The organism is Pseudomonas sp. NFACC32-1 (assembly GCF_900101215.1).
Classification (GTDB): domain Bacteria; phylum Pseudomonadota; class Gammaproteobacteria; order Pseudomonadales; family Pseudomonadaceae; genus Aquipseudomonas.
On the sequence record NZ_FMUL01000008.1, the window covers coordinates 190,928 to 214,455 of the forward strand.

The window sequence follows — 23,528 nt, forward strand, 5'->3', positions numbered from 1 at the left end:
GTTTGGCTGGTTACATGCTGTTCGGTTTTTATTTGGTAATTCATTCGGTTTGAACGACGAAGAGTGGTGAGTTAGTTTTGCGCCACCTTATCGGGCGTACTGCGTTCTGAAAGTTTATGTCCACGTGCCTGGATGCACGTGCAGTTTGCTGTTGCCGAAAACCGGCTTCGGCATGTTCGTATGCAATAAATGGAATTATTGGTGATGAGTGAGAGCGGAATAAAATCGACGCAGGGTTACGTCGATTTCATGGGTTTATTGAAACTCAAGGATCTTGAACAGGCATTGATGCCGCATAAAGGCACTGATCGATACGAGGCGGTGCTGCGTTATTACTTTGGCTGTATCGCCTCGCTGGATTCGCCATCGATGTTGGAGCCGCTCGGGTTGCTCAAGCAGGCGTTGAAGGCATTCCAGGGCGTCGGACGTCATCGGCGCACGGCGGAACCGGCGCCGTCCGGCGCTGCCGAGTCGATGGACCTGGCGCACATCTGCACTGCCGTCGAAAGTTTTGAGGCGCGTCTGCAAAACAGCGTCGAAAAGTTGAGGGCAGCGGCGCTCGAAGTTCCGAAAAATTTGCATTTCGTCTGGCTGGGAGGCGGCATTGGCGCTATTCAGCGCGACTATATAAATATCTGGCAAAAGGTGATGGTCGACGATGGTTATCAACTTAATCTCTGGTATGACAGCGATGCGTTGTTGGCTTATGAAACCAATCGGATCATTGTCGAAGCCGCCAAGGCCGATGCCATGCTCAATGGTGCATTGGACATTACCGATGCATTTGAATTGGGCGACCGCTACGAAGAGCGGGTGATTGTCCTGAAGCAGCAGATGTTTGCGCATATCAAGGATGTGGTGGAAAGCGGCGGTAGCGCCGATGACGCGAGGATCGATCTGCTGGTCCGAGCCTATGGCCAGGACAAGGCTCGGCTGACGGCCTTGAAGGCGGCCAACCTGCTCAGCCTTTCGGCAGTGGCCGAAGGGAGCCTGGCATTGCGCGATCTTGCCCGGGGCGAGGCCCCCTTGCAGTTGCAGGATATCTACGAGCGGGAGATCAACCTGCGTTGCAACCTGGCTTCCGGCTCGGATGTCGTGCGTGTAGAAGCGCTTTTCGGCGAAGGCGGGTTCTACGCTGACGTCGATAACCTGCCGCCTTTGCTGGATAAACTGGGCGCTGTGGATATCAGCGCCTTCCAGACGGACGCCCGCCTGGGTGTGCTGCAACTGTTGCTCGATCACAACCCTGAGTGGATGCCGGGTCGCCAGGCATTACGCAGCCGATACAAGGATTATCAGGACCAGGTCCCATTGCAAAGTCGTGAGGCCCTCGAGCGTTTCGCCGACAGCAAGCCCGGGCTCAAGCAGGTATTTCGCATACCGGCGCAGCGTCTCGCCCGGCCTTACGAACTGCGCGCTGTAGCCGAGCAGCATTCGATGAGCAACGCGTTCCTGATGGCTCATCCAGGGGCGGCGATGCTCAAGACCGTCATCGACCGCTTCAGGCTCAACTATGAACTCGTCGATGCCACCGCGCACCTGGCCGATGAGCAAAACGTTGCCTTCACCGATATCCGCACCATGGAACAGCTTGCTTCCCAGGCCGCGACAGCGATCTTCGGCAACTTGCACGAGCTACCCCCGGAAGAGGAGATGGCGATTTCTTTCCTGGCTCAGGCCGCCGCCACTTACTACAGCGACGGCATCCGCCCCCAGAGCGAAGTGACCATCTACCTGACCGGGCCCGGAGCCATGCGCGCCGCCATGCTGGATTATCAGAAGGCCAATTTCACCCCTCGAAGTGCCGAAGGATGGAGTAGCGAGCTCGCCATACCTGCTGTCGCAACGGTGAACCGGGCCACCGAGGAAGAACTGGACCATTCCTGGAAAGAAAACGAAAGCGACGTCGTGCAATGGCTGGGCAATGAGAAAAAACGCTGGCAACAGGGCCTCTTCCAGGCGCGTTACGCCGGTGAGCTGGCGGAACTGCTCAAATACCGCACGCTTCAGTTCGATGAAGGCTGGCCGGTGGTTGAAGGGCGTCACGTGCTGTCCACCGACTTGCTGCAGCATCTGGCCGATCAGTTGGGCGAGCCTTTCATGGCGATGATGGGGCGCAGCCATACCGGCGTGGTGGCCTTCGACCAGCCCATACCGCTGAGTTTCGATGCGCGCCAGGCAATTCGCGCCCAAGGTTCCAGCCTGTTGGCGCCTGCCTCGTTGGGCGATCCGCAGACGCAGCGGCTTTCTGTTGCCGAAGTGCTGGGCCAGCTCGCCGATGGCGATCTCGACGTGGTCCAGTTGAGCCCCTTGCAACGCCTGCTGTTGGGTACCTTGATCGGCGCGAAGTCCCTGGACAACCGCAACTTCGATGCACTTCGCCCGCACCTGGACAACCTGGCCAACAACCTTGGCGAGCGGGGGACCGTGGGCAGCTACGCCATGATCGAGCAGGCGTTGTACCGACAGCAGGCGCCGGCATTCCTGGCCGGACTGGCTGACCCGGTCGAATATTCGCTCCTGCATTCGGACACTGCCCTGGGCCTGAAGAAAGACGCCTTGGAGCGGCCGCTGACATTGCGCCAGTGGGGGCGCCAAGTGGCCCGGATCCAGCGACTGGCGCAGCTCGAGTTCCGTATCCGGGTCACCGAGCGTGTCGGAGTCGTACTGGATGGTTTCGAGGCCGACGTGACCAAGCCTGTGCCCCAGGATCTGCTGCTGCAGGGCGAAGGGGACAGGGTGGGCGGACGTTGCTATCCATTGACCCTGGCCATGGCGGCGGCCTTGTCGACGGGAAAAGCGGCGGTCAACACCTTGCGCGAGCGCTTCTACCTGGGAGCCATCGAGCCCGAGGCAAGCGATTGCGTGACCTTCCTGCAAGGGGTGGAAGCATTGCGTGAGGTGCAGGTCGGTGACGTCGGCAGCGCGCTGGCGCGCTCGGACCTGAAGCAGGTCGTGGAGGCGTTGCAGGCCAGGACCACCACCAGCACGTTGATGCTCAGCTCCGACAACCACGCCATGCTGGTGGCCAGGACTGTCGAAGGCGAGCGCAGTACCTATCATTTCTACGATCCGAATTTCGGTGTCTTCGAGTTCGAGCACGCCACGCGGTTCAGGCAAGCGCTGGAGCGGTTTTTCCTCGATCAGGGAATGGCCGGTTATTACGCCGCCTACGGCGACGCGACGCGTCCCACCTTCGATTTGCTTGAACTGGACGGTACGCGCGTGTCGAAAATTGCGTTACCGGGTGCGATCAAGGTCTCGGACCTGCTGCATCCCGGTGCCTTGCCAGGACAGGCGCAACATCCTGTCCAACAGCGGCTGGCCTCTGCCCGTGGGCAGTCGCTGATGAGCAATCCCCGACTCGGCAGTTGCCTGCTGGCGCTGGATGGTCATTGGTGGGGACAGCAGATCGCGCAAGTGACTACCGGCCTGCGTCAGCAGGATCAGTTGGCCCCCCGGCTCGTGCCTTTGTTCGAGACCCTGGAGATCATGTCGGATGGCACGTACCGGGTGAGCCTGATCGATCCTGAAGAGCCCGAGCACCTGGTGCGGGTCACGTCGGATGACCACCGGCTCCTGCGGATCAAGAGCTACCTGTCGGAACGCTTCCTGGCCTTGGCCAACAAGCCTTCCCTGCCCAGCGATCCTGCCGAGGTGGGCAGTGTCCACACCCTCAATGCCGGCTTCGCCATCCAGGCGCTGATGATGGCGCTGACCGCGCATGAAGGGCCTGATCGACCGCTGTCCCTGGCAGTCCGGCTGCACGCCTATGTCAATTACGCGCAATTGGTGCATGGCGTCGTGTCCGATGTGGCGGGCCTGGTCGGGCTGGTCCGCCAGGCGCTGGCAGAAGAGAAACTGATCGCCCGCACCGTCGCTCCCGTGGTCAAGGCGGCCGTGGGGTCTGGCTTGAGCGAAGCGACCGGCGGCCTGCTGCAACTGGCGAATGTCGGGTTCGACATCTATCAGTTGGCCACCGCGACCAACGAAGTCGCACGTGCCCAGTTCGGTACTCAATTGGCGTTCGACTCGGCCGGCCTGGTGTTGTCGGCCGGAGCACTCGCTGCGGGCTCCGCCACCGCAGGGGCTTTTCTAGGCGGGGCGGGGGTGATCCTGGGCGGGTTGGCGGTGGGGGTGGCGGCGTTGGCCCAGGGGTTCGCGACCATTGCCGAAGAAGCCAAGCAGGTCGGGCTGTTCTTCGACGAGATGACAAAGGCGCATCTGCAGCCCTATCGGTTTGACGCCCATGGCAACGCGTGGCTCCCGAACGCCTCGTTGATTGTCCGGACACTGGACCTGGCGCGCGGCCAACTTCAGCTGGACAGTCCCAGGTTGTACCCGTTGCGGGATCATTTCGGTGTGCCGACGTTCGATCTCGACTATGACCGTTCGATCGACATCCGCAGCGAATTGCGCCTGCCCGGTCGGGTCATGTTCACACCGCCCGCCGGGCAGGCCATCATGCTGCCCGGCACGCCGCAAGCCTGCTATCGCTATGAGTACAAGGCGCTGCCATTCGCCAGCCTGCGCCATGATGCCGGGTTCGACACGGCACGGCGCCTGGAGAAGAGGAAAGCCGATGGCGGCTGGCTGTTCCTGTTTTCGTTCTATTCGTTTCCCAGCGACTACATCCTGTACCGCCTGGTCCCGGATTACCGGCCAACGGTCATCGATGTGCTGCTCGACGACCACGAGCGTTCACTGGTGGTGCCTGCCATCCCCACGGACTGGCGCGGGAAGATCGCCTATCAGATCCGCAGCGCCGGCAAACGCTGTGCGGTAACGCTCAATCCTGGCGTGAGCCTCACCCTGGAGTCGTTGAGCCTGCAGGAGGCCAGTTGGGTGCTGGACGCTCCTTGGGCCAGCGAGGACGATATCCGCCTCGAGCGCTACACCAGGATGTTCGTTGGCGATGTCCAGGTGAACTTCACGGGGACGCGCCGCCACGCCATATTGCTGCGCATCAGCGGGAATCAGGTGTTCCAGGTCGAGATGACGCAGCTCAAGCTGGCCCTCATCGAGCAGGACGTGCCGCCAGGCATGGATCGGCAGGTGTTGCAGGCGCACCTCAAGGCTCTGGCCCGCGAGCATCGCCTGGTGATGCCCTACACGCCTGTGCACCACTATCTGGTTCCGTTCGAAAAGCCGGACGAGCCCCGTTATCTCACGGCCTGGTATGACGCCCGGGAAGATCGTTTCCTGTATATCCGCGACGATGTACCGGGTGCCGAGGATGCGATCCTGGGGACCGTGGTGGGCGGCTACGCCTACTTTTTCGAGCCGGCGAACCTGATCGTCTGGCAAGTCGATGCGGTCACCGGGCTGCTGAGCCACCGTTATTGGCTATGGCCTGCGAAAGACAGGCAGACGATCATCAAAAGTGTCGAGGCGGATGCCCAGGGGGTGGTGCATGTGGCGCAGGAAATCACCCGCGAGGACCAGACCACCGAGGTGCTGGTCTATGTCATCCACGATGGGCAACTGCTGCTGAGTTCCGTGACCCGGGATCTCGATCCGACGCTTGAATCGGTGTTCAGCGCCAGCGAAACGCTGGCCGACTGGTCGCAGGTACTGGGTGCTGGCTACTCCTTTACACCGTACGTCGCTGACCGTACCTATGCCACCGTCAACTGGCAGCCGGCCCCCTTTGTTTCGGTCTGCTGGAAGATCGACGAGACGTTGCGAGACATGGCCTGGGTTCGCCGCAGCGATCAGTTGATCATCCGCCCCTCGCCGAGACGCAATCATTACCGTGGGTGGCCGGACTCGATCAAGAACCTCACCGATCTGACGCTGCTCACACCGGCGCAGGGGAGCGATGTGTTCGTCATCTACGACAGGACCAGGCAGGAGCTGTGCCGCAGGCAGCGCACCCTGGTGGAGGGAAAAGGGCAGTGGTCCAACCGATGGCTACGCTCCGAGAAACTGGACAATATCATCGCCGTCGAGGACGGCTATCTGGCACTGATGTCCGATGGCCTGTTCTACAACCTGACGGACCAGGGACGCCAGGAACTGGGCGGTGTGACCGAACATTGGTTCAAGGACCGCGCGTACTGGTGGTCGGCACTGGACCCGTTGGCCCGGCGCTATCCGGGCAGGCCCCTCGCCTTGATCGGCCTGGCCAACTTCAAGGGGGATGCGAAGCTGGGGGCCTGGTACATCGACAACAGATTGCTGTTGATCGACCCGGGGCATGGCAAGGAGTTGCGACTGCTCAGGACGACTCCGGACGGCGAGGCGGCCTGGCTGTTCAATGTTTCAAATGGTGAAGTCTATCGCCAGGCGTTCATCGATCCGCAACGCCTGGAGCCGGCCTTTGGCGAAGGCTCGCAATTGTTGCAGGCTGACGCCCTGCCCGTCCCGCAACGTGTATGGGCGCCCTGGCAGTTCGCCGAACTGACGGTCGAAGGGGCTGGCTTGCGTGGCGTGACATTCGAAGGCGTGGTGGTCTCGTTGCGAGAGCCGGAGCCGGCGTTCATCACCGGTGTCACGCTGGAGTGGAGCATCGCTCAGGGGGGGCGCGAGCATGAAGGACTCAAGCGATTGCTGGAGTATCCTTTCCATGGCCCGCTGTTGTCGGTGGAGGATCCCGATAACCTGAAATGGTTCGTCACCCAGAGCAAACGCCTGATACGGGTTCCACGGACCGCGATTCCCGAGTCCTTCGAAGTGCTTGGGACGAAGAAGCAAACCAACCTGCTGATTCACGAAAGCCGCCATGGAAAACTGCTGACCTATCCGGACATCGGGCATGCGGGGCCCCTCAGTTATGTGCAGCGCGTTGGCGAGGTCATGGTCATGGAAGGGCAGACCAAGATCGACGATTTCCTGCCGCTCATGCCCGACGGCATCACGACCCTGGTCCTGCGCATGGGGCAAGGCACGCAGAGCTACCGATTGTCGAAAGCGGCCTGGTTGAGGCTCGAGTCGGTCATTCTCAACTGCCGGCATACCCTGGACAACGCAGCGACAGAGCCGGGCAAGCTGATCTGGGAATTGGACGAACCGGAAAAGCTGCTGCTGAGTCTTGTCGATGAACACCTGGTAATCATCGACCCGGACAATGGGCACAGTGTGATATTCCGAGAAGCCTATGCCGCGGATATCAATCTGCGTGGAGAAGTGCTGCTCAGCTTTGAAGAACATCGGCGTTATGCTGTTTCGACGCTGGTCAAGCGAATGGACGCTCGGCAGAAGTCTCAGGACAGCATAACGCTGAAAGAGTTGCTGAGCGTCCCGCAAGTATTAGAGAGCAACCTGGTGGGTTGAGACGGCCTAAAGTGCTGAATTAGATCATTCTGCCATTCATGAGGCGATTCTCCTTAAATTGAATCGCCGCATGGATTGCTCGTTCAGTTTGTTCCTGATCAGTCCGCGCTTGCGCTCCAGTTCGCTCCTGTCCAATCTTAAAAAGATGCGTTGCTGGGTGATTGTGGCCGAGCGCTGTTCCCAGTTCCAGAACAGAAAACCACGCTTCTTGATGTTCACGTTCAATTGGAGTTTATACACGGCGATGTTCAGATTGTTTTGGGTGTCGTAGCGAGCCGGAATGATCTGGAACGATTCCCCCTCCCGGGTTTCATTGTCGAATGAAAGCATGGCCAGGCGCTCGATCTTCAACGCGTCGAGGGTGTCGATCATGGCGTTCGCCTGCCGCGAATCCCTCATGGACCAGGCGCTTTGGACCAGGAAGTCGGCCACGGAGCCCGATACGAGATGTTGCGTGCGGGTGAAGATGGAGTCGCCATGTAGCGCCCAGCCGAGGAAGTTCAGGGTGCGGGCATATTCTTCGAACCAGCCCTTGGCGTCGGTGTAGCGGTCATGGCCGAGGTCCGCCGATTGGGTGGCGATGTTGTTGCAATCGGCAATATCGTTGTGGTCCTGCAGGGACAGCGTTTCGATATAAGACAGCAGATTGGGGCCTGTGACCAGTCCGGTCAATGATTCGTCGTTCATGGAAGATTCTCCTTGGGAATGTTTTTTTATAAATACAGTGCAAGGAGAAAAGTGTGTATGGCTAACGCCGCTTATTTTGAGGCTGAATATTTTATTGTAATGAGCGGTTGTAACTACATACGCTGTAATGGGGCGGAGTTGTAGTGCGTTTGAATAATAAATTAGATTGACGCTGGTCCGCAGGAGCGGTCATTGAATAACCAAGGAAAGTTATATGGAACAGTTTGAAAGTAAAATCAGCGTTGAACAAAGTATTGAACTGATCGGCGCCCGTATCGACAGGCGCAAGGCGCTGGCTTCTGCCCATCGACGCGTGCGTCGTTCCGCAGAAATGCATGACAGCCCTACCAAGGCCCTGGATGCACTGATGCTGGGGGATGCGTTGCTGGGCTACGGCACGAACATGTCGCTCACCAACATGGCGATCATGGAAAACCTGATGACCATGGCGATCATGGAGGCCAACTACGAAGTGCCTCGCGGCAAGAACACCCTGGCCTGGTACGACGCCTTTATTCACTGTCTGCGGGACCTGGGGTGTTTCGTGGCCGATGATGGCTACACCCGCTACTCCGAAAGCTCCCAGCGGGTGGACATGGACAATGTCATCAGCGATATCGTCAAGGGGATCATCGACGGGGTGAAGGCCAGCGTGCCGGCGGCTTCGGTGCTCGGTGCCGTGGTGAACACCACGATCGACGGCCTGAAGCAGGACAACAACACCCTCAACCTGTTCAACAGCCAGGTCAAGACGCCCGAAGGGGCGCGCCTGTCGGTCATCCCTTGCGAGCAGTTGGCCAACGGTACCCTGATCGCTTCGTCTGCCTCGATCAGGCAGGTCGGTACTTCGAGTAACGGCGGCGTACTGTTCGTGAACTGGCAGTCCTCGGCGCGGGAAATCTTTCGCGGCAAATCGTTGGTGACCTTCAATCCGGCGCGCTACGAAGAGTTCCGGCAGGACATCGAAGAGTACCTGGGCGAGCACCGCAGGGAAGTCCTGCGCCAGCGATTCAACCGTCGCAGGCTGGGGTGAAGGGGCGTCGGGCTATGGCCCCAGATAGCCTTTCACCCCTGTGAAGATGATCTGCGCCGCCAGCGCGCAGACAAACAGCCCCATCAAGCGACTGACGATCTGCAAGCCCTGGTCACCCAGGATCCGCTCGATGCGGCTGGACAGGTAGAGCACGACGCCGACAGTGAAGCTGGCCAGGGCGATGCTGACGATGGCGGTGAGTTTGTCGTCCCAGTGCGGCTGGCTCACGCCCATCACCAGCAAGGCGCCGATGGTGCCAGGGCCGACAGTCAGGGGAATGGTCAGCGGGACGATGGTCACGTCCTGCTGAACGTTGTCGGTCTGTACGGCCGACTTGCCCTGGGCCATCCCCAGCGCCGAGATGAACAGCACGCTGCCAGCGCCGATACGGAACGCATCCACGGTAATGCCGAACACAGTGAAAATCACCCGCCCGAACAAATACAGCAAGACGCTGGAGACCAGCGTTGCGATCGCGACCTTCCAGGCCAGGCGCCGTTGTTCCTTGCGCGAATAGCCACGCGTCAGGCTGATGAAACAGGACAACACGAAGAAGGGGCTGTAGAGCACCAGCATCTTCAGGTAAACGCTGAACAGCACATGGAGCATGGTCGAGGCTCAAGGCAGAGAAGGACGACGGGAGTCTATCAGGCGATGGGACGTCTGTCGGCTCAGGACGTTTGCGCCGTGCGGTTCTGCTGTTCGCGCTGGGCCACCCAGTGTTCGATCAGCTCACGCAGTTGCGACAGTTCCACCGGCTTGGCCATATGACCGTCCATCCCTGCCTGGCGGGCCCGTTCCTTGTGTTCGGCCAGGATGTGCGCCGTCAGGGCGACCACCGGCGTGCGGGTCCGCTGGTTGCCCATCTCCCATGCACGCAATTGCTGGGTGGCGGAGAAACCGTCGAGGATCGGCATCTCGCAATCCATCAGGACCAGGTCGTAGCGTTGCTCCTTCATCGCCTTGAGGGCTTCTTCGCCGTTGCTGGCGGTGTCGGGTTGCAGGTTGAGCTTGCCGAGCATGCCGCGGATGACCTTGGTGGAAATGCTGTTGTCCTCGGCCACCAGGATGCGGAAGTCGCTGGGTACCTTCACCGGGGCGGTAGGCCCCGCGCTTGCCGGGGAACTGGGGGCGTGGCCCCTGTTGCGCTGGTTCAGCTCGTCGGCCAGGGTGGTCTTGAGGGTATAACCGGCCACCGGTTTGGCGAGGATGCGCTTGACCCCGCTGTTGCGTGCCACGATCTTGCTCGGCGCGTTGCTGATGCCGGTGAGCATGATCAGCAGGATATCGTGGTTCAGGCTCGGATCTTCCTTGATCTTGGCCGCCAGTTGCATGCCGGTCATGCCTGGCATGTTCTGGTCCAGCAGGACCACGTCGAAATAATCGCGCAGGTGCGCCTTGGTGCGCAGCAGCGCCAGGGCCTCCTTGCCCGATGGCACCGCGCTGACGTTCAGGCCCCAGGCGCTGCATTGCTGCACCAGTACCTTGCGGCAGGTTTCGTTGTCGTCGACCACCAGCACCCGTGCGCCTTGCAGTGGGCTGTCGAGGTCGGAGGTCGGGTGTTCGAGGCGGTCCGGGTCCAATGGCAGGGTCAGCCACAGGGTGCTGCCCTGGTTGCCGCTCTTGATGCCGAACTCGCCGTGCATCAGCATGATCAGCTGGCGGGCGATGACCAGGCCCAGGTTTCCACCCAGGCGCGTGGCCGAGAGGAAGTTCTTGCTGTGCAATTCGGCGTGCATCAGCGTGTCGCGCTCCTCGGCATCCATGGGCGATCCGCTGTCCTGCACCGCGATGCGCAGGCGCGGCTGCTTGCTGCGCTCGTCGAGGGCCACGACGATCAGTACTTCGCCTTCGTCGGTCTTCTTCAGGGCATTTTCCAGCAGGCTCAGCAACGCCTGGCGCAGCCTCGTCGGGTCGCCGCTGATTACCCGGGGTACCTGGGGCTGGATGAAACTGATCAGTTCGACATTCTGCTGTTCGGCCTTGGCGCGGAAGATGCTCAGGCAATCCTCGATCAGCGCGTTGAGATCGAACTGTACGTCGTCCAGCTCGATCTGGCCGGATTCAAGCCGGGAGATGTCGAGAATCTCGTTGATCAGGGTGAGCAGCTCGTTACCGGCGCTGTGGATGGTCTGCACGTAGTCGCGTTGCTTGACCGACAGTGGCGTGCCCAGCAACAGTTCGGTCATGCCCAGCACGCCGTTCATCGGGGTGCGGATCTCGTGGCTGATCTTGGCCAGGAATTCCGCCTTGGCATTGATCTCGGCGTTGCTGGCAGCCAGGTCGCGGCTGATGCTGAAACGACTTTCGTTGATCGAGCGCTGGCGCTCGCCCAGGGCGACGCTCATCAGCAGACCGCTGATGCAGATGAACACCAGCAACGTGACGATCAGGCCCTGGGGTGCCACTTCGGTGAGGCCTTGCAGCGCGGGCAGGATGATCAGCGTGCCGAGGTTGAAGACCACCATGGCCGCGACGAACAGCCGGGCCGGGCGGTAGCCCTTCTGCCAGTGCCAGGCGCTGACGAACAGCATGCTCAGGCCGGCCAGGGCCACCAACGCATAGGTCATGATGTTGAGCGGCAGCGTGTTGACGAACAGCAGCAACAGGCAGCACAGCATGATGAAGACGATGTCCCCCAGCAGCAGCCGATTCAGCGGGTGCGGCCCCAGGGGCGCGAAAAAGCGGTAGGCGAACATCAGCCCGCAGGGCGCGGTCAGCAGCAGGGCCAGGTAGGCGCCAGGCGTCTGCACCGCTGGCCAGTCCGGTAGCCAGCCTCCCGCAAGGTTCAGCAACAGCACCAGGCTTAGCATCAGCAGCCCTTCACAGGCCGCCAGCCACAGGCAACTGCGTGAGCGGGTGTAGGCGTAGCGGGTGAGGTTGTGCAGGATCAGCATGGCGATGCAGCCGAACAGCAGCCCATAGATCAGGGTCTGGTTCTGGTCGGCGGCGGCCATGATTGCCGGTTGCAGTGTGATATAGGGACGCAGTTCGTGCCGCGATGCCAGCCTGAGGTAGACATCCAGGGGCTTGTCGCTGCGGGGCAGGGCCAGCATGACGTCGCTGCTGGGCACCGAAGGCTCGGTGCGAGGCTGGGCATTACCGCCGATCTGCTGGTCGATCAGTGCGTCGCCGTCCAGTACGTAGAGGTTCAGGCGCGACAGGTCGGGCGCGAAGATACGCAGGATCTGTTCATGTTTGTCGGGCGCCAGGCGAAAGCGCAACCACAGCGCGCCCCCCGGTTCGGCCGCCTTGAGGCGGTCCAGGTCGATGGGGCTGAATTGATTGGTGTAGCGGGCGGAGCGGATGTCGCTCAGCTTCAGGTCGCCCTGTTCGTCGAGCAATACCGCCCAACCACTGCCTGGCGCGGCCTGGGCCGGGAGCATGCAGAGCAGCGTCAGCAGGGTAACGGTAAAGCCTATGGCAATCCTGAGCCAGCGCACGGCGAGTTCCCTTCAAAGGTTGATGCCAGATTATAACTATGCGCGGCGTCCCGGCAGACAGGCAAGGGCCACACGCCCCTGCCTGGCTGAAAGGCCGGGTTATTGCAGATTTTCACCACGCTCGCGGGCAATGGCACGATAGCCGATATCCTTGCGGTAGAAACAGCCTTCCCAGTCGATGGCGGCGGCCAGCCTGTAGGCTTGCTGCTGGGCGGCGTCGACGCTGGCGCCCATGGCAGTGGCGCACAGTACGCGACCGCCGGCGGTGACGATCTGGCCATCCTTGAGCGCAGTACCGGCGTGGAAGACCTTGCCTTCCTGCTGGGCCGCTGCGTCCAGGCCATGGATCACGCTGCCCTTGGCGTAGTCGCCCGGATAACCTCCGGCAGCCAGTACGACGCCGACGCTCGGGCGCGGGTCCCACTGGGCTTCGACCTTGTCCAGCGCCTGGGCCAGGGCGGCTTCGACCAGCAGCACGAGGCTCGACTGCAGGCGCAACATCACCGGTTGGGTCTCAGGATCGCCGAAGCGGCAGTTGAATTCGATGACTTTTGGGTTACCGGCCTTGTCGATCATCAAGCCGGCATAAAGGAAACCAGTATAGACGTTGCCTTCCTCGGCCATGCCGCGCACGGTCGGCCAGATCACCTGGTCCATCACGCGCTGGTGCACCTGGGCGGTGACCACCGGGGCTGGGGAGTATGCGCCCATGCCACCGGTGTTCGGACCGCTGTCGCCGTCGCCGACGCGCTTGTGATCCTGGCTGGTGGCCATCGGCAGGACGTTCTTGCCGTCCACCATGACGATGAAACTGGCTTCTTCGCCGTCGAGGAACTCTTCGATCACCACGCGGGAGCCGGCATCGCCGAAGGCATTGCCGGCCAGCATGTCGCGCACGGCGGCTTCGGCCTCGGCCAGGGTCATGGCCACGATCACGCCTTTACCGGCCGCCAGGCCATCGGCCTTGATCACGATCGGAGCACCCTTTTCCTGCAGGTAGGCCAGGGCCGGTTCGATTGCGGTGAAGTTCTGGTAGTCGGCGGTCGGGATCTTGTGACGTGCCAGGAAATCCTTGGTGAACGCCTTGGAGCCCTCCAGCTGGGCGGCACCGGCGGTCGGACCGAAGCAATCCAGGCCACGGGCGCGGAACAGGTCGACGACACCGGCCACCAACGGCACTTCCGGGCCGACGATGGTCAGGGAGACGTTCTTCTCGGCAAAATCGGCCAGCTGTTCCAGGGCCAGCACGTCGATGGCGACGTTTTCGCACTTGGCTTCGATGGCGGTGCCGGCATTGCCCGGTGCCACGAAGACCTTCTGCACACGCGAATCCTGGGCCACTTTCCAGGCCAGGGCGTGTTCACGGCCGCCACTGCCAATGATCAAAACATTCATTTCAAAAACCTCGGATGACGCTGATTCTGTTGAGCATCGCGCAGATGCTTTTCTGTGGGAGCGAGCTTGCTCGGATGGCGGCGTGTAGTGGACTTCAATGTTGACTGATCCGACGCTATCGCGAGCAGGCTCGCTCCCACAGTTGATCGGTGTATCAATGACGGAAGTGGCGCATGCCGGTGAATACCATGGCGATGCCGGCTTCATCAGCGGCTGCGATCACTTCGTTGTCACGCATCGAACCGCCCGGCTGGATCACTGCGGTAATACCCACCTTGGCGGCATTGTCGATGCCGTCGCGGAACGGGAAGAACGCGTCGGAGGCCATGACAGCGCCCTTGACCTGCAAGCCGGCGTGTTCAGCCTTGATCGCGGCGATGCGGGCCGAGTTCACACGGCTCATCTGACCGGCGCCGACACCGATGGTCTGGCGGTTCTTGGCGTAGACGATAGCGTTGGACTTGACGTACTTGGCCACTTTCCAGGCGAAGATCAGGTCGTTGATTTCCTGCTCGCTGGGGGCGCGCTGGGTCACGACTTTCAGATCGTCGCTGCCGATCATGCCGATGTCACGGCTCTGAACCAGCAGGCCGCCGTTGACACGCTTGTAATCCCAGGCCGGTGCGCGGTCGGCCGACCATTGGCCGCAGGCCAGCAGGCGCACGTTGGCCTTGGCGGCGACGATGGCGCGGGCTTCTTCGCTGACCGAAGGGGCGATGATCACTTCGACGAACTGACGCTCGACGATGGCCTTGGCGGTCTCGGCGTCCAGTTCACGGTTGAAGGCGATGATGCCGCCGAAGGCCGATTCGGTGTCGGTGGCGTAGGCCAGTTCATAGGCCTGGCGGATACCGCCCTCGGCGTCCGGGCTGACCGCTACGCCACACGGGTTGGCATGCTTGACGATCACGCAGGCCGGTTTGACGAAGCTCTTCACGCATTCCAGCGCGGCATCGGTGTCGGCCACGTTGTTGAACGACAGCTCCTTGCCTTGCAGCTGGGTGGCGGTGGCGATGCCGACTTCGGCAGGCTTGGCTTCGACGTAGAATGCCGCGCTCTGGTGCGGGTTCTCACCGTAGCGCATTTCCTGGGCCTTGATGAACTGGCTGTTGAAGGTGCGGGGGAACTCGCTGCGGCCTTCGGTGCTCAGGGTGTCGGCGGCCTGGTTCACGGTGCCCATGTAGTTGGCGATCATGCCGTCATAGGCGGCGGTATGTTCGAAGGCCTTGAGCATCAGGTCGAAACGCTGGGCATAGGTCAGGCCGCCGGCCTTGAGGTTCTCCAGCACGCTGGCGTAGTCGCTGGCGTTGACCACGATGGCCACGTCCTTGTGGTTCTTGGCTGCGGAGCGAACCATGGTCGGGCCGCCGATGTCGATGTTCTCGATGGCGGTCGGCAGGTCGCAGCCTGGCTTGTTGATGGTGGCTTCGAACGGATAGAGGTTGACCGCCACCAGGTCGATCGGCTTGATGCCATGTTCGTTCATGATGGCATCGTCAATGCCGCGACGGCCCAGGATCCCGCCATGGATCTTCGGGTGCAGGGTCTTGACCCGACCGTCCATCATTTCCGCGAAACCGGTGTAGTCCGCGACTTCCACTGCGGCGACGCCGTTGTCCTGCAGCAGCTTGAAGGTCCCGCCGGTGGAGAGAATCTCGACGCCCAGCTGTTGCAGCTCACGGGCGAATTCGAGGATCCCGGTCTTGTCGGAGACGCTGATCAAGGCGCGGCGGATCGGCAGGCGGGTGGTCTGGTCGGTCATTTCAATTTCCATCAAAAGCAAGGGAAGTCAGCAAAAAAGGCGACCGTTTTTTACGCGGGCGCCTTTCTGGTTTGATTGAATGCTTACAGCAGATCGTACTGCTTGAGTTTCTTGCGCAGGGTGCCGCGGTTCAGGCCCAGCAGCTCACTGGCCTTGGTCTGGTTGCCCTTGACGTAGTTCATCACGCTTTCGAGCAGGGGTGCCTCGACTTCCGAAAGCACCAGGTTGTACACATCCGTGACGGCAGCGCCCTCAAGGTGGGCGAAATAATTGTGCAGCGCCTTCTCGACGCTCCCGCGAAGGGTCTGACCCTCTTCGCTGGGCGTATTGAGGTGCTGTTTCAAATTCACGTTGTCGCTCACGGGTGTTATTCCACTCACTAAAGTCTCGGTCATCATCGTCATGCGGCCACCCCTTCGTCCCCTGTCAGGCTCTTGTAACGTTCAGCGAAGAAGGCCTGAACGTCGGCGCATTGTGCTTGCGTACCATCCAAACGATTGAAGCGGGCGCGAAACTCCCTGGCGCCCGGCAGGGTTGCGAGATACCAGCCCACATGCTTGCGAGCGATGCGTACGCCCATGACTTCTCCGTAGAAGGCATGCAGCGCGGCCAGATGCTCCAGCAGAATTCGTTCCACCTCGGACAATTGCGGCGCAGCGAGCTTTTCGCCGGTGCGCAGGAAATGTTCGATCTCACGGAAAATCCACGGCCGCCCCTGGGCGGCCCGGCCGATCAACAGGCCGTCGGCACCGGTCGCGTCCAGCACGTACCGGGCCTTCTCGGGCGAATCGATATCGCCATTGGCGAAGACCGGAATCGACACCGCCTGCTTGATCGCGGCGATGGTGTCGTACTCGGCCTCGCCGGTGTACAGGTCGGCACGGGTGCGGCCATGGACTGCCAGTGCCGTGATCCCCGCCTGTTCGGCGATCTTCGCCACCGTCAGGCCATTCCTGTTTTCCCGGTCCCACCCGGTGCGGATCTTCAGGGTCACCGGCACATCGACCGCGGCGACGACCGCCTGCAGGATCTCGGTAACCAGGGCCTCATCCTTCAACAGCGCGGAACCGGCAGCCTTGTTGCAGACTTTTTTCGCCGGGCAGCCCATGTTGATGTCGATGATCTGTGCCCCCAACGCCACGTTGGCCCGGGCCGCTTCCGCCAGCATCTGCGCATCGCCACCGGCGATCTGTACCGAGCGGGGCTCGGGATCGCCTTCGTGGACCATGCGCAGACGCGATTTGCGGGTGTTCCACAGCGTCATGTCGCTGGTGACCATTTCCGAAACCACTAAACCTGCACCCAGTCGCTTGCACAGCTGACGAAAGGGCTGATCGGTGACGCCCGCCATGGGGGCGAGAACCAGACCGTTCTGCAATGTATATGGGCCGATGCGTACCGCCGACATAGGACTTCCCTGAAGTGGGGCCGGATCATGAGACTTCGAAAAAGGGTTGGCATGATACCCGCTCTCGATGACTGGATAAAGATCGAATTGGATAAAATCTGAACAGCTGATTCGTTATCGCCAGCGGTTTGGTCTGGGTGGGGTCGCCCAGAAAGCCGTCGTCATTCGCCTGACGCGGGTCGCCTCACTCGGGCGAGTGGAAGCTCAGACTGTAGTTCACCGCCTTGGGACCCGGGTCCAGGATATCCAGTGCGATGTGGATCGGTGTCTGCGGGGGCATTTCCCCAAGGCCTTCGACATCGCCGCCCAGGTACTCCCCGGGTTTGAAACGACGGCTGGCGATCAGGTGACCGTTAAGGTCGGCGAACCGCAGTTCCAGCAGAGGGAACGGCTGGGAGAAGGGCGCACGATTGTAGATGATCGCGTCCACCACCAGGGCGCCACTGAACTCCGGGTGGCTGCGTACCACCAGGTTGCTGCTTTTGATCTTCGCGATATCGACCTTGGATGGAACGTCGCAACCGATGACCGGGCAGACTTGCAGGAACCAGGGGCGATATTGATCCTGGCGGGCCAGTTCTTCGAAGTGATAGGCGATGTATTGTCCGGCCAGGGCCGCGGTGGCCAGCAGGATCAACAGGCTCCACAGCAAGCGTCGGCCCCATGGCGAGCGACGCTTGCGCCAGTCCAGCCGCAACGGGTCGTCGTCCAGGTCCTGCAGGACTTCGGCGCGAATCCCGGGTTCCTGGCGCTCGCGTTTCTTGCGCGGCGGCGTCGCCGGCTCCGGCTCTTCGTCGAGGTCGTCGGTGGCAGACAGGCGTTCGAGATGTTCACCGGGCTCGTCCACGGGCTCCAGGCGTAGCGGGGCGACAGGTTCGTCGTCCGGCTCCAGGGGCTCTAGGGTCAGGGACAGGGAAGGCTCGGTGCGCGGCGGTCGGGCGGGCTCATGAGGCGAGAACGGCTCGATCGGCGCCTGGGTGACGGCCTCGAAGCGCTCGGCGGGGGATTCGCTGTACAGGCTGTCGGACCAAGCCTCTTGCTCGTCGGACAGGGGATCGCGTTGTGCGCTCAGATTGTCTTCGCGGCGTCGACCGGCAGTGCCCGGCGCCCGTTTGTCGCGCCGTTCCAGGCGAGCCAGCTCCTTGTCCAGGTCATCGAGGTCCAGCTCGGCGGCGGTCCACTGTTTCTGGCTGATGGCACGGGGCGGCGCTTCGGTGGCGACAGGCTTGACCGGTGGGGCAATGGGGACAGCGGTTTCCTTGGCGGCGCGTTGTTCCAGCAATTGCCGTGCGGCATTGAACACCTGCAGGCACGAGCCGCAGCGAACCACCCCGCGCGCCACGCTCAATTGAGTATGGCTGACGCGGAAACTGGTGTGGCAATGCGGGCACTGGGTGACGAAGCTGTCGGTCATGCGGCAATCCGGTGGATACAGGCGGTCATTCTAGCGCCGACGTCCGGTGATGCGCACCCAGCCATCACGATCGGCGATCGGGTCCAGGTCAAAGTCCGCGGCATAAGCGGCGGCGACTTCCGCGCCCTGTTCGGCGAGGATGCCCGACAACGCAAGGCGCCCACCCGGCCTGACCAGGCTCGACAGTTGCGGGGCCAGGGAGACCAGCGGGCCGGCCAGGATGTTGGCCACCAGCACATCGGCCTGGACCTGTGGCAAGTCCTGCGGCAGATAAAGCGGGAAATGCTCAGGGTCGATGTTGTTGCGCCCGGCGTTGTCGCGAGAGGCTTCCAGGGCCTGGATGTCGATGTCGGTGCCCACCGCTTCCCTGGCGCCCAGCAGGAGCGCGGCAATGGCCAGGATGCCCGAGCCACAGCCGAAATCGAGCACGTTGCACCCTTTCAGGTCCTGGCCATCGAGCCATTCCAGGCACAGCGCGGTGGTCGGGTGGGTACCGGTGCCGAATGCCAGCCCCGGATCCAGCAGCAGGTTTACCGCGTCGGGTTCGGGCGCCGCGTGCCAGCTTGGCACGATCCACAGGCGCTGGCCGAAGCGCATCGGCTGGAAGTTGTCCATCCAACTGCGTTCCCAGTCCTGGTCTTCGATCACTTCGCTGTGATGTTCCGGCAGCGGGCTGCCGGTCAGCTCTTCGAGATGGGCCAGTACGCCAGCCGCCTCGGTGCCGCCTTCAAATAGCGCCAGCAAGTGGGTGTGGGCCCACAGCGGGGTGGTATTGAGTTCCGGTTCGAAGATCGGCTGGTCTTCGGCATCCATGAACGTTACCGACACGGCGCCTGCTTCGAGAAACGCGTCTTCGTAGGTTTCGGCTTGTTCCGGGCGGATGGCCAGGCGTACTTGCAGCCAAGGCATGGCGGGCACCTTTGGAAATAAATCTACAGGAGCAGCCCCAGGGCTGCGAAAGCTGCGCAGTGTACGCCAGGTCGAGGTCAAAGTGGATAAGCGTGGCTCGTCTCCTGGCCGATATACATATGTATGGCCCCGGCACGACGCGGGGCGGATAAGGTGCGGGTCCACACGACAGGGAGGAATGTGATGGACAACACTGCCGAACGGCAAGGGAAGGCGAACGGCACGGGGCCGGTGCCTTCCCCCCAGGGGGAAACTGCACAGGGCATTTTGCAGAAACTGACTCGATGGCAGGCTGCGCTCGATGCTCGATGGAACAGCCAGATGACTTTTCTGGAGGTGCTGGAGGAGCGTCTGCTAGTCGAGCTGCGCACACACTTTTACGAAGGCAACATCGATCCGCATTTCATAGGCACCCTGATGGACACGGTGCTGCAGCGATTGATCGACCGGGAACTGGTGGTCATCGATGAAGAGCAGGATGCGCCCTACCGTTGGGAGGGGGCGGCTGACCGGGGATTCGCGGCCGAGCGCCAGGAGGTCATCGCCCAGACAGTCGAAGGGGTCGCATCGGGTCTTGTCGACCACTACAAGGATTATCTGCGGCGCCATTGGCGGATGACTGGTCTCGACCCAGAGCTTGGAGAGAGGGTCGGGCAGCGACTCAACGAGCACATGGCTCTCATCGACCTGGCTTTCCAACCTGCCCGACTGGCGGGCCTGGGCGTCGATGAGCTCCGAGAGACGATCGAGCTGTTCCAGGATTCATGGCGTCGCGGCAATCGATTGACCGCCTTGGCTACGCCTTTGGAGCGACGGAGTCTTGAGGCAATGACTCGCGGGCAGTTGCCTGACTGGCTGCGAACCCTGGGCGAGGCCGAGCGTACGCAACTGGAGACGTTGCAGGAGCAGTCCACCCAAGCGGCGGCGCTGGTGGATGAATTGCTCGATGGCCTGGGTTCGCTACGGGCCTTTGCGCGGCAACTGGCCAGGGAGTACGTCAGGCATGAGCTGGACATGGAAGTCGAGCCGGACAGTATTCGCGTGCAGTTGCTGTGGCGAACCGTCATCGACCAGCCGGTGCGGGCCCACAGCCTGAGCGAGCTGTTGACGGTGGGGCCGTTGAGGCAGGACAGCGTCTCGGTGTTCCTGGTGGAAAACGGCGGCATGTTGCGCAACCAGCCTCTTTCATCCGCCTTCATTACTCAGTTGCTGACCCAGGTGGACGCTCCGGCCGGCTACCGGCAGGCGCTGGTCAGCCGCTATGGCCGCGACGACCTGAAGGACGCCTTGTTCGACTGGTTCGTGGCGCGGCTTCTGCATAGCGCGTTCGTCGCCCGTTGCGCGGGCCATTTGAAACCTGCCCACCATGACGCGGTGAAAGCCCTGTGTACAGGCGGCCCCATGGTACAGGCGGGCAGCCTTTTCCAGGTGGCCGGGGTAGTGCTGCCAAACGCATTGAAATGCACTGACGTCTTGCTGTTCTATCGCCATGACCTGCAAGGTGATCTGCTGCTGTATGCCCCGGACAAGCCGGATGGCCAGGAGTGGATCGAGCTGCCATCGCTGTGGGCGGTCAGCGTGGAGATCGGCGGTTGGACCCGAAGTGAAGCGGGTCGCGAATATTTGTTGCAGCGGATTTCTCCAGCCGATCGGAGCGTGGCCCGGGAATACTTTGCCAAGGTGGCGGACAAGCCATCGTTCTGGAACGCCAGCAAGGATCCCAGGGCCACGGTGACCGGCTTCCAGGCCTGCGTGGGTGACATCGTCGCAACCGGCCTTGCCCACAACCTCGCGCAAGTGGAGCAGGACGAATCGCCTCTTTGGTACAGCGCGCTACCCCTGGAGTCACGGCGTAACATCAGCAGCTTGAGCCAGGAGCTCCTGAGGCATCAGCAGGTGTTCGACAAAGCGCTTGCGGGCTATGAAGTGTTCGCCGATTTCGCCAGGCGCGTCGTCACCCAGGCGATCGCACCCTACATGCGCAGCAAGGGTGTCCAGGAGCCGGTGGACCCCGCGACGGTGCTCATCGACTACAGCCCCGGGCTGGCGGGTGGCAAGACGCAGGTCGCCAGCCTGCTGGATCTCGCCATCTACGGCTATGACGACAACTCAGGGATCGACCATCCCGCAAAAGGTGTGCGCTCATCGGTGGGGCAGGACCTGAGCCAGGTTCGCAGTGCGGAGCTGGCGTCGTATCTGCGGCGGGCGTATCTGGGCGAGCAATATGCGGCGCAGGTCCGTGCCCGGTTTCTCGACGCCAGCACCCCGCAGTACGCCAGGCGGCGCAGTGCCTACCGCAATCTGCTGCTGACCCGGATGGACCGCGACCTGCGTGTCGCAACAGGCAAGTCCCAGCTCAGCGCCGACGAATTCTGGTGGCTTACACGCCAGGTCACCCTGCTGAGCGAGTCGGTGCCCACGGTCGGCCCGCTCTACTCGGGCTCGCTGGTGCAGCGCGAAGGCGTGATCAGGTTCTCCGTGGGTGGCCATATCGTCATGGGTGTCTACGTCTTTACCTACTTCGATCCGAAGGGTTTTTCCTGGTTGTACACGCCTGACGCTCCGGACGGCGTCACGTTCCGCCCGTACCGCGATTTCACCGGCAAGGTCGTCGCGCGTCTGCATGACTACGTGCTGGCGCGAGTCGCACTCGCTGCGCGCACGGCCGTCAGGCGCTCGCTGTTGGTCCTGCAGGCATCGAAAGGTGGCCTCGATACCTTGCGCGAGTTCAATCGGGTGATCGATATCCGGACCGAGTTCGATGCCTGGGTAGAGCGCGCCATCAGCGATGTGGAAGATGTCACCAAAAGCCGCGCCGAGGTCATCAGGGAGCAGGTGATCAAGGGGCTGCTGTTTGCGTCTGCCCCCGTGTGCCTGGTGTACCCGCCCTTTGCCCTGCTGCTGGATGCGGTCTTCATCGCCGCCAGCGTCAGGCAGGCCGCCGAGGCGCATGGGCAAGGCGACACGGATCGCGCCCTGGCTTACTGGCTGATGGCCTCCTGGGGCGTATTCTTCGCCGCGCTGGGAGCCGGAACCCTTGCCTCCCTGGTGGGCAATGGAGCCAGGAGCCTGAAACAGGTCATGACGCCGATGTCATTGTCCGCGCAGCGTTTGCGGCGCGTGGCGCCGGTCATCGCCAAGGACACCGGGCCGGTCGTCCAGCCCATCCGTTTCAAGCCAAGGCAGGCGGTCGGCAAAACCCCTGGGAATCTGGAGCGGGTGACCGATGAAGGCCTCTTCCAGGGTACCTATCGCAGCCCCTCCAGCGCGTCGCAGCCGCAAAACAAGTACTACATACGCAGCAAGGGCAAGTACTACCAGGTGAAAGAGGACCCTTACTTCGGTGGCCTGTGCCTGGTGGACGCCAGTCGTCCCGATGCCTTGTACAAACTGCCCATCCGCAGGATGGGGGATGGCAAGTGGGTGCACGACAAAGTCGGCTTGAGGGGCGGCGCCGACGATGTGCTGGTCCTCGGGCGCGTGAAGGACCTGCGCGAAGCGTTTCCTGGCCATGTCTACCCGGATGTATCGAGGGGCGCCTTGCAGGGCGAGGCGGTGGTGGCAAGGTTCAGCGAATCGGTGGCGGACAACTATCTGTTCTCGCTGAACGCCCAGACATGCGTAATCGCTTCGTTGTATAACCCGAGCACCAGGGTGGGGGCCGTCATCCATTTCGATCACAATATCCGCGCCCTCATCGAGCGCAGCCTGGGGGATGTGATCCGGCGCCTGGGCGGTGCGGCCAAGGATATCCGCGCCACGCTGGCGGGGGGAGATTGGCTGACGGGGGCTGACATTGGCGGTCGAGTGAGGTCGGCGATGAGGCGCAAGGGGTTGCGACCCACCTGGGATCACTGGTCGTATTCATCCTGCTTCGGCAATACCTATGGAGTCTCGCTGGACCTGCGCAGCGGTATGACCTCGGTCTTCAAGACCTCTCGCAGCCAGGTCGAGCGCTATTACATCCCGGTGCTGGCCAGGGCGAAGAAGAGTTCCGACCCGGTGTCGGCGCGGGCGCGCGAATTCATGGCGCGCGTACGCAGCGAACCGCTGGCGGCCAGTGCCAACGGTGCGGTGCTCACCTTCCAGGGCCGACCTGCGACCTCGGCCCAGATCGAGGCACACGCGTTCCCCACGGTGGCGCTGAGCTGACCCGTTCATCGTCACTGGGAAAGGAAAAAAAAAGACCCCGGCCAACGGAC

The 23,528-nt window shown here is 61.9% G+C and carries 12 protein-coding genes; 3 read left to right on the forward strand and 9 right to left on the reverse strand.

Features of this window, described 5'->3' with window-relative positions:
* Positions 1–204 precede the first annotated feature (204 nt).
* Positions 205–7,275 (forward strand): TcdA/TcdB pore-forming domain-containing protein, encoded by a 7,071-nt coding sequence (locus BLP99_RS14965; RefSeq protein WP_092180663.1) that lies wholly within the window; start codon positions 205–207, stop codon positions 7,273–7,275.
* A 36-nt stretch (positions 7,276–7,311) separates the two neighbouring features.
* Here BLP99_RS14965 and BLP99_RS14970 read toward each other — a convergent pair whose 3' ends face one another.
* Entirely contained in the window at positions 7,312–7,962 is a 651-nt protein-coding gene (locus BLP99_RS14970) for a hypothetical protein (protein ID WP_072431723.1), read from the reverse strand.
* A gap of 214 nt (positions 7,963–8,176) precedes the next feature.
* Between BLP99_RS14970 and BLP99_RS14975 the strand changes: the two genes are divergently transcribed.
* Positions 8,177–8,995, forward strand: a complete 819-nt coding sequence (locus BLP99_RS14975; RefSeq protein ID WP_072397835.1) for a hypothetical protein — start codon at positions 8,177–8,179, stop codon at positions 8,993–8,995.
* Positions 8,996–9,007: 12 nt separating this feature from the next.
* Here the strand turns inward: BLP99_RS14975 and BLP99_RS14980 are convergent, their stop codons facing one another.
* The 8 genes from BLP99_RS14980 to prmA form a co-directional block, all read right to left on the reverse strand.
* A complete protein-coding gene (locus BLP99_RS14980; RefSeq protein WP_072397834.1) occupies positions 9,008–9,604 on the reverse strand; it encodes a MarC family protein in 597 nt (198 codons plus the stop codon).
* Between the two features lie 62 nt (positions 9,605–9,666).
* Complete coding sequence (locus BLP99_RS14985; RefSeq protein ID WP_072397833.1) at positions 9,667–12,438, reverse strand: hybrid sensor histidine kinase/response regulator; 2,772 nt, start codon at positions 12,436–12,438, stop codon at positions 9,667–9,669.
* Between the two features lie 99 nt (positions 12,439–12,537).
* The gene (gene purD, locus BLP99_RS14990) at positions 12,538–13,833 is read right to left on the reverse strand and encodes a phosphoribosylamine--glycine ligase (protein ID WP_092180666.1); all 1,296 of its coding nucleotides are present in this window, start codon (positions 13,831–13,833) and stop codon (positions 12,538–12,540) included.
* A 154-nt stretch (positions 13,834–13,987) separates the two neighbouring features.
* Complete coding sequence (gene purH / locus BLP99_RS14995) at positions 13,988–15,595, reverse strand: bifunctional phosphoribosylaminoimidazolecarboxamide formyltransferase/IMP cyclohydrolase (protein ID WP_072397831.1); 1,608 nt, start codon at positions 15,593–15,595, stop codon at positions 13,988–13,990.
* Between the two features lie 83 nt (positions 15,596–15,678).
* Positions 15,679–15,999: a DNA-binding transcriptional regulator Fis gene (fis, locus tag BLP99_RS15000; RefSeq protein ID WP_025211617.1), complete on the reverse strand. Its 321-nt coding sequence runs from the start codon at positions 15,997–15,999 to the stop codon at positions 15,679–15,681.
* Positions 15,996–17,003 carry a tRNA dihydrouridine synthase DusB gene (gene dusB, locus BLP99_RS15005; RefSeq protein ID WP_072397830.1) on the reverse strand — a complete coding sequence of 336 codons (1,008 nt, stop codon included), beginning with the start codon at positions 17,001–17,003 and terminating at the stop codon, positions 15,996–15,998. Before dusB ends, fis begins: the two co-directional genes overlap by 4 nt.
* 184 nt (positions 17,004–17,187) lie before the next feature.
* A complete protein-coding gene (locus tag BLP99_RS15010; protein ID WP_072431725.1) occupies positions 17,188–18,417 on the reverse strand; it encodes a DUF3426 domain-containing protein in 1,230 nt (409 codons plus the stop codon).
* Positions 18,418–18,447: 30 nt separating this feature from the next.
* Positions 18,448–19,326: a 50S ribosomal protein L11 methyltransferase gene (gene prmA, locus BLP99_RS15015; RefSeq protein WP_072397828.1), complete on the reverse strand. Its 879-nt coding sequence runs from the start codon at positions 19,324–19,326 to the stop codon at positions 18,448–18,450.
* A gap of 321 nt (positions 19,327–19,647) precedes the next feature.
* On the opposite strand from prmA, the gene BLP99_RS15020 reads away from it, so the two are divergent.
* Positions 19,648–23,478: a dermonecrotic toxin domain-containing protein gene (locus BLP99_RS15020; protein ID WP_256327860.1), complete on the forward strand. Its 3,831-nt coding sequence runs from the start codon at positions 19,648–19,650 to the stop codon at positions 23,476–23,478.
* Positions 23,479–23,528 lie beyond the last annotated feature (50 nt).

What these genes read in the sequence shown, in the direction of transcription:
- BLP99_RS14965 (WP_092180663.1), top strand. Translation starts at nt 205, where the DNA reads ATGAGTGAGAGCGGAATAAAATCGACGCAGGGTTACGTCGATTTCATG.
- BLP99_RS14970 (WP_072431723.1), bottom strand. Translation starts at nt 7,962, where the DNA reads ATGAACGACGAATCATTGACCGGACTGGTCACAGGCCCCAATCTGCTG.
- BLP99_RS14975 (WP_072397835.1), top strand. Translation starts at nt 8,177, where the DNA reads ATGGAACAGTTTGAAAGTAAAATCAGCGTTGAACAAAGTATTGAACTG.
- BLP99_RS14980 (WP_072397834.1), bottom strand. Translation starts at nt 9,604, where the DNA reads ATGCTCCATGTGCTGTTCAGCGTTTACCTGAAGATGCTGGTGCTCTAC.
- purD (WP_092180666.1), bottom strand. Translation starts at nt 13,833, where the DNA reads ATGAATGTTTTGATCATTGGCAGTGGCGGCCGTGAACACGCCCTGGCC.
- purH (WP_072397831.1), bottom strand. Translation starts at nt 15,595, where the DNA reads ATGACCGACCAGACCACCCGCCTGCCGATCCGCCGCGCCTTGATCAGC.
- fis (WP_025211617.1), bottom strand. Translation starts at nt 15,999, where the DNA reads ATGACGATGATGACCGAGACTTTAGTGAGTGGAATAACACCCGTGAGC.
- dusB (WP_072397830.1), bottom strand. Translation starts at nt 17,003, where the DNA reads ATGTCGGCGGTACGCATCGGCCCATATACATTGCAGAACGGTCTGGTT.
- BLP99_RS15010 (WP_072431725.1), bottom strand. Translation starts at nt 18,417, where the DNA reads ATGACCGACAGCTTCGTCACCCAGTGCCCGCATTGCCACACCAGTTTC.
- prmA (WP_072397828.1), bottom strand. Translation starts at nt 19,326, where the DNA reads ATGCCTTGGCTGCAAGTACGCCTGGCCATCCGCCCGGAACAAGCCGAA.
- BLP99_RS15020 (WP_256327860.1), top strand. Translation starts at nt 19,648, where the DNA reads ATGACTTTTCTGGAGGTGCTGGAGGAGCGTCTGCTAGTCGAGCTGCGC.